Source organism: Saccharibacillus sp. WB 17, from assembly GCF_008634075.2.
Lineage (GTDB): Bacteria > Bacillota > Bacilli > Paenibacillales > Paenibacillaceae > Saccharibacillus > Saccharibacillus brassicae.
This window is the reverse complement of record NZ_VPFK02000015.1, coordinates 191,263-205,341: the sequence shown is the minus strand read 5'-3', so window position 1 is coordinate 205,341 and position 14,079 is coordinate 191,263. Positions and strand designations below refer to the sequence as shown.

Below are 14,079 nucleotides of genomic sequence, written 5' to 3'. Positions count from 1 at the left end.
CGCCTGCGCAGCGGCCGGCCGAGGCTCCCCGCGCAGCAGGCGGGGAGCCGGGGTCCGCGGCGGAAGGAGGCTTGGCCTCCGCCGTGGACCGCGTCCGCGCGGAGCGCGGCACCGGCCGTGCGCAGCCGGCCGAACGTTCCGCGGGCGAAGCCTCCCGCGGCGATCCGCCGTCCGGCCGCGCGAAGCCGCCGGACGAACCTGCGCCGCCGGATGACGGCGGCAGCGCCATGGACCGCCTGCTGGCCGCCAAGAAGCGAAGCGGCCGCTAGGCTCTCCAGCGTGTAAGACAGCGTAAGACAGCCGTCTTACACCGCTTTTCTTGAAGCCCGCCTCTCCGGCGGGCTTTTTTATATCCGCATCCTCGAACGTCTGCATCCTCAAACGTCTGCATCTTCGCGCTTCTGCATCCTCGCGCTGCAAGGCTCCCGCGCCCGCTTTTTCCATCTCCCGTCTCCGCACCATCGGGCTTCTGATCCAAACGCCAAAAAAGCCTTCGACCGAAAATCGGCCGAAGGCTTTTTCACCATATGAGGCTGTGGACATCCAATCTAACCGCCCTAACGTCGCAATTCGTAAAATTCGCAGCGGTGCCGGTCATAATAATCCAGATCGCTGACGCTTGATTGAACAGCGACCATGGACGAGTCGAACCGGATGATCAGGCCGCCCGCGTTCAGCATCTCGTCATCGCGGAACACCCGTACGGTCCGTTCCTGATCCATCGCTTCCTGAAAATCCGGCTCGGATTCAAGCCTGCGGTTGGTAGCCATATCGTTCCTCCTTCGTTAACCCTATGGAGTCAGTCTAACATAATTCGCGTGCAAACCGGAGCGGAAGCGAAGCGTGGCCTTTTTCTCGAAACCCCTTTCGAACTTTTCGCCAAAGCGTATAATAAAGCGGTAGACGAAGCGAATATGAGGAGGACGAAGCAATGAATCCTGTAATTTTATGGCCGGAAGGCGCACCGAATGCCGCCGGCACGACCGAGGAAGACGTACCCGCCATTTTCCCGTACCTAGTAAGCGGAGAGAATAAGGCGGCCGTCATCGTATGTCCGGGCGGCGGCTACGAGTTCCGCGCCGACCACGAAGGAGAACCGATCGCGCTCTGGCTGAACACGCTCGGCATATCCGCTTTCGTGATCCGCTACCGCGTGGCGCCGTACCGCTACCCGAGCGCGTTATCCGACGTGCAGCGCGCCGTGCGTACCGTTCGCGAACGCGCGGCCGAATTCGGCGTCGATCCGGGCCGGGTCGGCGTGCTCGGCTTTTCGGCGGGCGGCCATCTCGCGTCCACGGCGGGCACGCTGTTCGATGCCGGCAAGCCGGATGCCGAAGATCCGGTCGAGCGCCAATCAAGCCGCCCGGATCTGCTCATGCTGTGCTATCCGGTCATTACGCTCAGCGGACCGTACACGCATGACGGATCGCGTATCGCGCTGCTCGGCGCGGCCGCGGCCGAAGCCGAGATTCAGGCGCTGTGCAGCGAACGCAACGTAACGCCCGAGACGCCGCCGACTTTTCTGTGGCATACGTCGGAAGACGGCCTCGTTCCGGTCGAGAACAGCCTGCTGTTCGCTTCGGCGCTCGGACGCAGCGGAGTGCCGTTCGACCTGCATGTCTATGCGCTCGGCGGACACGGCATGGGCATGGCCGAAGGCGACGAACATGTACGGAATTGGACAGGGCAGGGAGCTTCGTGGTTGAGGCTAAACGGATTTGCCGATTGATCGATCGGGTTTATGGATTTGCACAGCCGAAGCGGCTCGTCCGCTTCGGTTTTTTTGGTTTGTCTGCCGCGCACGAAGAAGGTGAAAACGTATCGGAAAGTTGTGGTAACGTTTCCTATCAGACAAATGAAAGAATCACTTTGAATATTTTTGTCACACTTATTTGGGGCATAATCTCTTTATGCAACCGCTTACTATCTTAAATCCGCATAAGAAAGCGCATGTAACGCCGTTTTGGCTGGATAAGGTTGGAAGCGGTTCACAGAAAGCGGTTTTGTGATTCAAACATTTTATTAGAACTGTATTGACACTTCTAATATTGAGGTTTATGATGTGTATCGAAACGATTCGATTGGTAAAGGAAACGTTTCCTGCCCGATAGGAAACGTTTCCCACGATCATTCGGATATTTTGGGACAAGGGGTTTGAGCAGGCGTCAAAACCGATTTTGGAAGCGAGGTGAAGCGGCAGACGAGATGAATATCAAAGACATTGCGAAAATTTCCGGCGTGGGCATATCGACGGTATCGAGAGTGCTCAACAATAGCGGGGTCGTAAGCGATACCACTCGTGCCCGGGTGCTGTCCGTGGTGAAGCAGTACAACTACGTACCGAACAGCAACGCCCGCAACCTGAAGAAGCTTCGATCCAATACGATCGCGTTGATGGTCAAAGGGATCTCCAATCCTTTTTTCGCCAACATGATCAAGGAAGTGGAGCGTCAGGTCCATCTGAGGGGTTGTCCGCTGATGATTCAGCAGGTCGAAGACGGTGTCGACGAGATCGCCGCAGCGATGCAGCTGATCAAGGAGAAGAATCTGTACGGCGTCATTTTCATGGGCGGGACGTACGATCATTCCGAAGAAGAGTTCCGCCAGCTCGGCATTCCGTTCGTGCTGACGACGATCACCACGTTGAAAGATGTCGATCCGTCCGCGTTTTCGAGCGTATCGATCGACGACGTGCAGAGTGCCTACAAAGCGACGGATTACCTGATTTCGCTGGGGCACCGCAACATCTGTTTTCTGGCCCGGTTTCCTTTTAAGGAGAACACGATCGGCAGCCGCCGGCTCCTGGGTTACAAGAAAGCGCTTGAAGAGCACGGAATCGAATACGATCCGGCGCTCGTTGAAGACTGCGAGTACGCGCCAAGCTTCGGCTTCGCGGCCGCCAAACGTCTCCTGAACAAAAACCTGGGCGTCACGGCGATGTTCGCCGCCTCCGACGCTATCGCGATCGGCGCCGCCAAAGCGGTGCTGTCCTCGGGGCTGTCGATTCCCGGCGACGTTTCGATCGTCGGGTTCGACGGTATCGAAATGGCGGAGTATTACCATCCGTCGCTCGACACCGTCAGCCAGCCGGGCGTGGAGATGGCCCATGTCAGCGTCGAAATTTTGTTCGACCTGATCGCGGGAGACACGGCGAACCGACATGTGGTATTCGAGTCCATGCTCGTCAAGCGCGGCTCCAGCCGCAAAGTGACCTGAAGCGGCAGAGGATGCGTAGGATCGATATTTCGCATCCCCGCCGCGCACAAGGGATCGTTTTTCGAACGGCGTAACAAGTAAACGCTTGCTGAAACCGTTCACGCGGCGATCGCGGCTTTCTTTTCCGCCAATCGAAACGATTCACCTGCACGATGCGCGGTCCGCCGCCCGTTTTGCCCAAGCATCATAGAGACCCAAGAAGAGTGAGGAGATGTCATGTGAAACCTGCAGCTATATCCCCGGGCTCGGCCAAAGGGGAACCATCCAAATTCAAACGTCTGTTGTCCGAAGTCTGGAAGTACCGAATGACGTACACGCTGCTGATTCCCGGTTTGATCTGGCTGATCCTGTTCGCTTACCTGCCGATGGGCGGTCTGTCGCTCGCCTTCAAGGATTACCGTGCCAACGACGGCATCTGGGGCAGCGCCTGGATCGGATTCGAGAACTTCAAGTACGTGTTCCGCGACCCGGCGTTCGCCGACGCGGTATGGCGGACGCTGTACGTCAACATCATCAAATTGTTCATTACGTTCCCGTTCCCGATCCTGCTCGCGCTGCTGCTGAACGAGCTGCGGATGCGCCGCTACAAAAAGGTGCTGCAAACCGCGTTCACGTTCCCGCACTTCCTGTCGTGGATCATCGTATCGGGTATCATCATCAACGTTCTGGCCTATGACGGCCTGGTCAACAGTTTCTTGGCCCTGTTCGGACTTCCGACGATCAACTTCCTCGGTTCCGAGCAGAACTTCTATCCGATGATCATCCTGACGGATATCTGGAAATCGACCGGGTGGGGCGCGATCGTGTTCATGGCCGCCATCTCGGGGATCGACCAGGAGCAGTACGAGGCGGCGCAGATTGACGGCGCGACCCGGCTGCAGCAGATGTTCCGCGTTACGCTTCCGAACATCATGCCGACGATCACCATCATGTTCATCCTTTCGGTCGGCGGGCTTATGTCGTCCGGCTTCGATCAGATCTTCAACTTGGCAAATGCCGCGACGCAGAACGTATCGCAGGTACTCGACGTCTACATCTACCGGATCACCTTCCAGTCCTCGACGGACTTCTCGTTCTCGACCGCAGTCAGCTTGTTCCGCTCGATCGTGAACATGGTTCTGCTGCTGTTGGCCGACCGGGCTGCGAAATGGATGGGCGGAGACGGCCTGTTCCGATAAGAGAGGAGAACGCAACCGAATGAGTACATTGGCGAAAAAACACAAAAAAAGCAAATTCAACACCAGCCGGTTGACGGCGCTCGATATTTTCATCTTCTTGATCCTGACGCTCGGCGCGCTGTCGATTCTGATTCCGTTCTGGAACGTTATCATGATCTCCTTCGCGACCCAGCGCGAATATGCCGAAAATCCGCTGCTCATGTGGCCGAAAGAGCCGACGCTCTCGTCCTACAAAGCGCTGTTCGCGGACGGCAGCATCGGCACCGGTTACTGGAACACGATCAAGCTGATGGCCGCCGGCCTTCCGCTCAGCCTGTTCCTGACGGTTAGCATGGCGTACGGCCTCAGCCGTCCCAGCTTCCCGGGCAAAAAGCCGATCTTCTTCCTGGTACTGTTCACCATGATCTTCAGCGGCGGTATCGTTCCGCTGTACCTGGTCATGAAAGACTTGCATTTGACCGGTTCGCTCTGGGCCGTTATCCTGTCCGGCAGCTTCAGCGTATTCAACATGATCCTGATGATGAACTATTTCCAGGGCCTGCCGGAATCGCTGATGGAATCGGCAAGACTCGACGGCGCCGGCGAATGGAGAATCCTCCGTTCGGTCGTGCTGCCGCTGGCCGCGCCGATCATGGCGACGATCGCCCTGTTCTACGGGGTCGCCTTCTGGAACAGCTGGTACGACGCGATGATCTTCCTGCGAAAAGCCGAGCAGCTTCCGCTGCAAAACGTGCTGCGGGCGATCATCGTCGAATCGCAGACCAACGCCTCCAACGCCACAAGCGTCGGTCAGGGCACGGCCCAATCGTTCTCGACCGGGATGAAAATGGCGGCGGTATTCGTCACCATGCTGCCGATCATGGCTTTCTTCCCGCTGCTGCAAAAGCACTTCGCCAAAGGGGTATTGACAGGGGCTATCAAGACCTGATCATACGATAGACAAGCTGTACAAGGGGTCAACCGGATTGTCAAAATCCAAACAACAAATGGGGGTAAAACATGAAAACGCACAAAATGTTTTCGGTCAAAGGGCTCTTCCTGCTCGCGCTTTCCCTGGTCATGGTACTCGTTACCGCCTGCGGTTCGGGCGGCGATGCCAAAACGGGCACGGCGGACGAGAAAAACGAAGACGGCACGTACGCGAACAATCTGGAAATTTCCTATGCCAGCGTAACGGACGTTTCCAAAGCGAAAATGGACGACAAGTTCCACAAATTCTTCACGGACAAATTCAATATCACTTGGGATTACAACTATATCGACTGGGATTCGTGGCCGGAAAAAATGCGTCTCTGGATCAACTCCGGCGACCTTCCGGACTTCGCCAGCTGGAACTACGTGCAGGGCGACGCGATCAACTACATCGACCAGGGCTTGTTCTACAAGTTCCCGGACGACTGGAAAGAGCGTTGGCCGCAAACGGCAAAAGCTTACGCTTCGACGGGTCTCGGCGAACGTCTCGAAGAAAAAGTCGGCGGCACTTACGTTCTGCCCAAGCCGGTCTACTTCCAGAACCAGCCTGCCGATCCGCTGCTGAACCAAATCGGCGTTATCGCACTGCGCAAAGACTGGGCGGAAGCGGTCGGATTCGAACTGAAAGACGCGTACACCGTAACGGAACTGATGGAATACGCGAAACTGGTCAAAGAAAAAGATCCGGGTAAAGTGGGCAAACGCCTGATCCCGATGTCTTTCAACGCCGGCGACCTGCTGACAGGCTTCATGATGGCGAACAACGAACATTCCCGCGTCGAGTCCGCGTTCTACAAAGGCGAAGACGGCAAGTACACCTGGGGACCTGCCGACGAGTCCACGCTGACGGGCCTGAAGCTCGCTCAGCAAGCGTACAAAGACGGCCTGCTTGATCCGGAATTCTACACCTGGAAAAACAGCGAAGGCGGAGACGCGTTCAAAGTGACCGGCATTTCCGGCATGAGCGGTCTGGGCGGCCTCGCTTCCTACAGACAAGACATGGATACCGCAATGAAAAAGAACCTCAAGCTCGACAGCTCCGACGTGGTGCACGAAGCGCTGATTATCGGCGAAGACGGCAAATACCGCAACCTGGAGCAGGTTAACTTCTGGTCGTCGCTCGTATTCTCGCCGGACATTTCCCAAGAGAAATTCGAGCGCATCATGGACATGATCGAATACTCGGTGTCGGAAGACGCGCAGCGCATTCTGAACCTGGGCTTCGAAGGCGAAGACTGGAAAGAAGAAAACGGCGAACTGGTCAGCACGCTGCCGGAAGGCACGACGCTGGAAGACAAATACCCGGGCCGTTTCGAAGGACTGTATGTACTGGGCGATGACTTCAGCGTCATCAACCCGGCAATCAAAAAAGCGTTCCGCGAGCGTTCGGTGGAACTGTACAAAGAAAAAGCGGAGCTGAGCACGCAGGGCGGCGCCATGGCGACTTACGATTGGGACTTCCAGTTGTACACGTCGAGATCGAAAGACCAAGCCAACTTCGACTACGCGACCGAATACGCCAACCTGATTCTTCAGCCGGGCGATTTGGAGACGAACTGGAAGAAGTGGGTCGAAAGCAAACAATCCCTCGTCAAGCCGGTGCTCGACGAACTGAACAAAGAATTCGCACAGTAAGAGCTTCATAACGCTTCAATCCGGGTCCGGCAGGCTTAGCGCCGGCCGGCCCGGTCTTAGGACAAACCCGGTGCGCGCGGAGTTTCCGCACGGACCGGGTTTTCTTCTTCTAGGGCATGTACGCAAACGTTTGAATGTTTCCGGTTTGCGTACGCGCCGTAAATGAGGAAATTAGCGCGACCCATTATATTTTGAAGGCTTGGAGGACTCGGTATGGACAATCAGCAACTTCTCGGCCTGATCGACAAGATGACGCTCGAAGAAAAAATCGCTCAACTGGTCCAGCTGGCCGCTCCTTTCTACGAAGGTGCGGACGATGAAGGCCAAATTACCGGACCGATGCAGGCGATGGGAATCACCGATTCCATGGTTGCAAGCAGCGGCTCCATTCTCGGCTATGCGGGAGCGGCCGGCGCGATTGCCGTGCAGGAAGCGCATCTCGCCAAAAATCCGCACGGTATCCCGCTGCTGTTCATGGCGGATATCGTGCACGGATTCAAGACCATTTTCCCCGTGCCGCTTGCGATCGGCTGTTCGTGGGACACGGAACTGGCCGAACGCAGCGCGGAGATCGCGGCGCGCGAAGCGGCCGTCTCCGGTATCCACGTGACGTTCGCGCCGATGGTCGATCTGGTGCGCGATCCCCGCTGGGGCCGCGTGATGGAATCGACGGGCGAAGACCCGTACCTGAACAGCTTGTTCGCCCGCGCGTTCGTGCGCGGACTGCAGGGCGACGATTTGCAGGCCGAAGCCGAGCGCGTCGCCGCCTGCGTGAAGCATTTTGCCGCCTACGGCGCTTCGGAAGCCGGCCGCGACTATAACACGGTCGATCTGTCCGAACGCCAGCTGCGCGAATATTATTTGCCGGCTTACAAAGCGGCGCTCGACGAAGGCTGCGAAATGGTCATGACTTCGTTCAATACGATCGACGGCATTCCGGCCAGCGCCAACGAGAAATTGATGCGCGATCTGCTGCGCGAAGAATGGAAATTCGACGGCGTGCTGATCTCCGATTGGGGCGCCGTGAAGGAGCTCATTCCGCACGGCGTCGCCGAAGACGAACGCGAAGCGGCTTACCGGGCTATTCGCGCCGGCGTCGATATCGAGATGATGACGGCCTGCTACGTGCACGAACTGCCGGAACTGGTTCGCGGCGGACAAGTGGACGAAGCGCTGGTCGACGAATCGGTACTGCGCATTCTCCAGCTCAAGAACAAGCTGGGACTGTTCGAGCGTCCGCACCGCGGCGCGAATCCGGAACGCGAAGCGGAAGTGGTGTTCAGCCGCGAGCACCGCGACGCGGCTTACGAGCTGGCGACGAAATCGACCGTCCTGCTCAAGAACGACGGCGTGCTGCCGATCCGGCCGGAAGCCAAAGTCGCCCTGATCGGTCCGTTCGCCAGCAGCGGCGATATTCTCGGTCCGTGGTCGTGGAGCGGTTCGACCGAAGACGCGGTCCGGTTGGACGGCGCACTGGCCGATCGGCTCGGCGCCGGGAATCTGATCGTCGCCGAAGGCTGCGGCATCGAGAGCGGCACGGAGCAGCAGCTGCGCGAAGCGCTCGAAGCGGCCGTGCAGGCCGACGTGATCGTGCTTGCGCTCGGCGAAGCGTCCGAGATGAGCGGCGAAGCCGGCTGCCGGACAGATATCCGTCTGCCGCAGGCGCAGCTGGAACTCGTCGCGCTTATCGCCGAGCTGCGCAAGCCTACGGCGGCCGTCCTGTTCAACGGACGCCCGCTCGACCTGCACGGCGTCTACGACAAGCTCGGCGCCGTCGTCGAAGCGTGGTTCCCGGGCAGCGAAGGCGGCGCGGCGGTCGCGGACATTCTGATCGGTGCGGTCAACCCGTCCGCCCGTCTGAGCATGTCGTTCCCGCATTCCGTTGGTCAGGTGCCGGTGTATTACAACCATTTCAACACGGGACGTCCGCTCGGAGCGGACGATGCCCAGGTACGTTACGTGTCGCAGTATCTCGACGCACCGAACGACCCGCTGCTGCCGTTCGGCTTCGGCTTGTCGTACACGACGTTCGAGTACGGCAGCCTCAAGCTGTCGTCGGACAAGATGACGGGCGACTCGCACCTGACCGTCAGCGTCGAGGTGACCAATACCGGCGAACGCGCCGGCACCGAGACCGTACAGCTGTATATCCGCGACATCGCGGGCGAAGTGGTACGTCCGGTGCGCGAATTGAAAGGCTTCGTCAAGCTGGATCTGGCGCCGGGCGAAGTGGGGACCGCGGTCTTCACCCTCGGCGAAGAACAGCTGCGTTACCACCATGCGGACTTGAGCTTCAAAAGCGATCCCGGCCGGTTCGACGTCTTCGTCGGCCGCAGCAGTCTCGATACGCAGCAAGGTTCTTTCGTGCTGACGAACGCCTGACTTTCTTTTTACAGATAAAAAAACGATGGATATAGGAGTGAACTCATTCATGACGACTCTCGCAAACCCCAATTCGAAATTCAGCGTTCAGGCGGGAAGCCTGGACTTCACCTTCTGGCCGAGCGGCGACCTTTACCGGGCGCTCGGAGGCCAAACGATGCTCAACCAGCTGCTGTCGAGCCCGCTCGACGGTTCGCTCAATAATGTGTACCTGCGGTTCCACCGCGAATCCGGCATCTCGTTCTACCCGCTGCTCGGCATCGCTTCCGGCAGCTCCGTTAGCCGCGGTGCCAAGCGCGTCGTCTGGGAAGGACGCGCAGAGAACGTCGAATACACCGTCACCTTCGCCGTCACGGACCGCGACGTCTGGTTCTGGGACGTGCAGACGCGCGGCGAAGGCGTCAATATCGACGTCGTCTACGGCCAGGACGTCGGCAACGCCGATCCGGGCGCGGTGCGCAGCAACGAAGCGTATCTGTCGCAGTACATCGACCACACGGTGTTCGAAGACGAGAGCAAAGGCTACGTCGTCTGCTCGCGCCAGAACCAGCCGCAGGGCGGGGCTTTCCCGTACATGCAGCAGGGTTCGCTGACACGCGCGGCCGGCTACTCGACCGACGGCTTCCAGTTCTTCGGCAAATCGTACAAAGAAACCAATGTGCCGGAATCGCTGACGCAGGGCAAGCTTGCGAACCGGGTCTACCAATACGAATTCGCCTATACGGCGCTGCAATCCGAATTGGTCGCGTTGAGCGGCGAAGCGCGCTTCGTCTTCTACGGCCTGCACCGCACCGACCATCCGTCGGCGATCTCGGAGCTTGAATACGCGGGCGACGTGCAGTCGGCCTGGGAAGCGTATGAAGCCGAAGCGGCGGGCGAGCTTTCATCGCTCCCGCCGGTCTCGATCAAAGCGTCGATCGGCGAACCGCTGCAGACGCTCGACCTGACGGAAGACGAAGTGGCGAACCTGTTCCCGAACCGGTACCAGGAAGAACGCGAGAACGGCAAACTGCTCGCTTTCTTCACGGACACGTACGAACATATCGTCCTGAAGGAAAAAGAGCGCCTCGTCGAGCGTCCGCACGGCCATATCCTCATGAGCGGCGGCAACGTGGAATTCGGCGTGCCGGTGCTGGCGAGTACGTCTTACATGTACGGCGTGTTCAATTCGCAGGTCGTGCTCGGCAACACGAACTTCAACAAAATGATGAGCAATATGCGCAGCGCGCTTAACGTACCGAAAACGGCCGGCCAGCGCATCTACGTCGAAGTCGAAGGACAATATCGCCTGCTGACGATGCCGTCGCTGTTCGAGATCGGCTTCAACTACGTGCGCTGGACGTACAAGACCGAAGCCGACACGCTGATCGTCACGGCGTTCACGACCGTGGACAGCCCGGAAGTGCGCCTGAGCGTCAGCTCGCAGAGCGGCAATGCTTACCGCTACCTCGTCACGACGCAGATCACGATGAACGTGAACGAATACGAATTCCCGCTGCATATGACGGAGCAGGGCGGCGTGCTGACGTTTACGGCCGACGCATCTTCGCTCAGCGCGACTTCGTACCCGAACCTTGCGTTCCGCATGAAGGTCGACGGAGCGACCAGCACAATCGGCGACGAGACGATGCTGGCCGAAGGAATCGACCCGGGCGACGCTTCGCTCGTGACGCTTGCGATCGAGCCGAGCGCGAGCTGGACGCTGACGGTGCAAGGGTCGCTTGACGGCACGGAACTTCCTTTTGCCCAGCGTTCGGTAGAAGAAGAAACCGTCAAATACCGTGCTTTCTACAAAGACGTCATGAACGGGTTCAACCTGTCCAAAGACGGCAGCAGCACAAACGAAGAACTGTTCAAAGTCAACGCGCTCGCCTGGTGGTACACGCATAACATGCTCGTCCACTATTCGTCCCCGCACGGCCTGGAACAGTACGGCGGAGCGGCGTGGGGAACGCGCGACGTCTGCCAGGGACCGGTCGAATACTTCATGGCGACGCAGAAATACGGACAGGTCAAAGACATTCTGAAGACCGTCTATTCGCACCAGTACGAAGACGACGGCGCTTGGCCGCAGTGGTTCATGTTCGACAAGTATTTCGCGATCCAGCAGGAAGAAAGCCACGGCGACATCATCGTCTGGCCGCTTAAAGTGCTGGGCGATTATTTGAAAACGACGCGGGACTTCGGCATTTTGTCGGAAAAAGTGCCGTACACGGTCAAGCACGAGTTCGGCTTCACGGAAGACGAACATACGATTCTGGATCATGCCAAAAAGGAAATCGCCTATATCAAAAACAATTTCCTGCACGACACGTTCCTGTCTTCGTACGGCGACGGCGACTGGGACGATACGCTCCAGCCGGCGAACGCGCAGCTCAAGCAGTACATGGTGAGCAGCTGGACGGTCGCGCTGACGTATCAAACGGTCAACGTACTGTCTTCCGCGCTTGAAGGCGCCGATGCGGCGTTCGCGCAGGAATTGGCCGAGATGGCCGAAGGCATCCGCGCCGACTTCGGACGCTACATGCTGAACACGGACGTCATTCCGGGCTTCGTGTACATGGAAGAAGCGGACAAGCCCAAGCCGATGCTGCATCCGAGCGACACGGAAACGGGCATCTCCTACCGCCTGCTGCCGATGACTCGCAGCATGATCGGGGAACTGCTCACGCCCGAACAGGCGCAAGCGCATTATGAACTGATCAAGCGCGAGTTCTACTGCCCGGACGGCGTACGCCTCATGAACCGTCCGGCTCAATACGCGGGCGGCGTCAGCACCCACTTCAAGCGCGCCGAGCAGGCGTCGAACTTCGGCCGCGAGATCGGATTGCAGTACGTGCATGCCCATATCCGCTACGTGGAAGCGATGGCGAAGCTGGGACTTTCCGACGAGACGTGGAACGGCCTCGCGATCATCAATCCGATCGGCATTCAGGACGTCGTGCCGAACGCGGAGCTGCGCCAGAGCAACTCGTACTTCAGCAGCTCGGACGGCAAGTTCAACGACCGGTACGAAGCGCAGGAGCGCTTCGGCGAACTGAAAAGCGGCGACGTGGCCGTCAAGGGCGGATGGAGAATCTATTCCAGCGGTCCCGGAATCTACATGAACCAGCTGATCGGCAACGTGCTCGGCATCCGTCAGGAAGGCGGAGATCTGGTCGTCGATCCGGTTCTGCCGGCTTCGCTTGACGGAATGAACTTCGATTTCAGCTACGACGGCATTCCGGCGACGTTCGTGTACCGCATCGGTACGGACGTATCGGGTGTCGTGAAATTGAACGGCCGGGAAATCGGCGAGCGGGTAGGCGACAACCGCTACCGCGAAGGCGGAATCCGCATCGCGCGGGCCGATTTTGAAGCCGCGGCCGCCAAAGATCGCAACATTATCGAAATTTTCGTGTAATATTATAGAAAAACAACGGGGCGATCTTGACGGATCGCCTTTGTTGTCTGTTATATGGGTATAAGAAGTAAAAGGCAACCAGACAGGGGAGCGAGTGGATTGGTCAGTATCAAGGATATCGCCAAAAAGGCAGGAGTATCGATTTCAACGGTGTCTTACGCGTTAAACGGCAGCAGCAAGGTGACGGACGAGACCAGTTCGCGCATTCTGGCGATCGCCGAGGAACTGCATTACGTGCCGAACGCCGCGGCGCGCACGCTGAAGAAGCGAGAATCCCGCATCATTGGCGTATTCTTGACGGATTTCCGCGGCGACGTGTACGGCGATCTGCTGGACGGGGTCAAGCGCGTGCTCAATCGCGAAGGGTACGACATGATCGTGTGCAGCGGCATGCAATCGCACCGCATGCTGCCCGAGCGAATGATCGACGGCGCGATCATTCTCGATTCGGGATTCGGCAGCGAAGAGATTTTGCGGTACGCGGACCGCGGACACCGGATCGTAGTGCTGGACCGCGAATTGATTCATCCGAACATCAACCGCGTGCTGCTCGACAACCAGGCGGGCGCGGAAGCGGCGATGAACCATCTGCTGGAACGCGGACACCGCAATCTCTATGTCGTGACCGGCCCGGAAGATTCGTACGATTCGAATCAGCGCCTTGCGGCCGTGCGGCAGATGGCGGAAGCGCGGCCCGACGTCCGCCTGACCGAAATTCGCAGCAATTTCGAGAAGCAGGGCGGCGAAGTCGCGGCGCGGCAGATCGTCGACGAGTACGAAGGCCCGGTCGCGGTCTTCTGTCTCAACGACGAGATGGCGGTCGGTATCAGCAACGCGCTGAACGGTACCGAACTCAAAATCGGCGAACAGGTTCACCTGATCGGCTTCGACAATATCGAGCTCGCCAAATATTTGCAGCCGAGACTTGCGACCGTCGATTATTCGCGGCCCAAATGGGGCGCGGCGGCCGCCGAACATCTGCTCAACATCCTGTCCGGCGATTCCGTCGAACACGAACGGATGCAGGTCCGCCTGATCGAAGGCGGATCGGTCGGTCCGGCGCCGGAGCACCGCTCCGCCGACTGAACGTTTGTCCGGCGCCGCTTTTCGGCCGTGCGCCTGCCGTGCGTTGGCCATACGCCGATCCTGCGTTTCGGAACCCAAGCGTCTTTCCTCCCGGGGAAAGGCGCTTTTCGTTTGCCGGGATACGCAAAGCCGCAGCACGCGATTTGAATAGCCCGGCAGCGCTGTGTTTAAATGGAAGCAGCAGGTGAACCTCAGACGAGAGATGCG

At 58.6% G+C, this 14,079-nt stretch carries 10 protein-coding genes; 9 read left to right on the top strand and 1 reads right to left on the bottom strand.

What is annotated here, in order from left to right:
* Window positions 1-269: hypothetical protein (locus tag FTE24_RS08170; protein WP_237401691.1), on the top strand; the 269-nt coding region annotated here is incomplete at its 5' end.
* A gap of 288 nt (window positions 270-557) precedes the next feature.
* Here the strand turns inward: FTE24_RS08170 and FTE24_RS08165 are convergent.
* Window positions 558-770, bottom strand: coding sequence for a hypothetical protein (locus tag FTE24_RS08165; RefSeq protein WP_150231557.1), 213 nt, complete (start codon window positions 768-770; stop codon window positions 558-560).
* A 161-nt stretch (window positions 771-931) separates the two neighbouring features.
* Here FTE24_RS08165 and FTE24_RS08160 point away from each other — a divergent pair, with 161 nt between their 5' ends.
* The 8 genes from FTE24_RS08160 (at window position 932) to FTE24_RS08125 (ending at window position 13,872) form a co-directional block, all read left to right on the top strand.
* Complete coding sequence (locus FTE24_RS08160) at window positions 932-1,729, top strand: alpha/beta hydrolase (RefSeq protein ID WP_150231555.1); 798 nt, start codon at window positions 932-934, stop codon at window positions 1,727-1,729.
* A gap of 476 nt (window positions 1,730-2,205) precedes the next feature.
* Window positions 2,206-3,216 carry a LacI family DNA-binding transcriptional regulator gene (locus FTE24_RS08155; protein ID WP_150231553.1) on the top strand — a complete coding sequence of 337 codons (1,011 nt, stop codon included), beginning with the start codon at window positions 2,206-2,208 and terminating at the stop codon, window positions 3,214-3,216.
* Between the two features lie 218 nt (window positions 3,217-3,434).
* Window positions 3,435-4,394, top strand: a complete 960-nt coding sequence (locus FTE24_RS08150; protein WP_415663148.1) for an ABC transporter permease — start codon at window positions 3,435-3,437, stop codon at window positions 4,392-4,394.
* A gap of 19 nt (window positions 4,395-4,413) precedes the next feature.
* Window positions 4,414-5,322: a carbohydrate ABC transporter permease gene (locus FTE24_RS08145; protein WP_141448954.1), complete on the top strand. Its 909-nt coding sequence runs from the start codon at window positions 4,414-4,416 to the stop codon at window positions 5,320-5,322.
* A 71-nt stretch (window positions 5,323-5,393) separates the two neighbouring features.
* Entirely contained in the window at window positions 5,394-7,001 is a 1,608-nt protein-coding gene (locus FTE24_RS08140) for an ABC transporter substrate-binding protein (RefSeq protein ID WP_150231551.1), read from the top strand.
* A 213-nt stretch (window positions 7,002-7,214) separates the two neighbouring features.
* Complete coding sequence (locus tag FTE24_RS08135; protein ID WP_150231548.1) at window positions 7,215-9,383, top strand: glycoside hydrolase family 3 N-terminal domain-containing protein; 2,169 nt, start codon at window positions 7,215-7,217, stop codon at window positions 9,381-9,383.
* A 49-nt stretch (window positions 9,384-9,432) separates the two neighbouring features.
* Complete coding sequence (locus tag FTE24_RS08130) at window positions 9,433-12,786, top strand: GH36-type glycosyl hydrolase domain-containing protein (protein WP_150231546.1); 3,354 nt, start codon at window positions 9,433-9,435, stop codon at window positions 12,784-12,786.
* A gap of 99 nt (window positions 12,787-12,885) precedes the next feature.
* Complete coding sequence (locus FTE24_RS08125; RefSeq protein WP_150231544.1) at window positions 12,886-13,872, top strand: LacI family DNA-binding transcriptional regulator; 987 nt, start codon at window positions 12,886-12,888, stop codon at window positions 13,870-13,872.
* The last annotated feature ends 207 nt before the right edge of the window (window positions 13,873-14,079 follow it).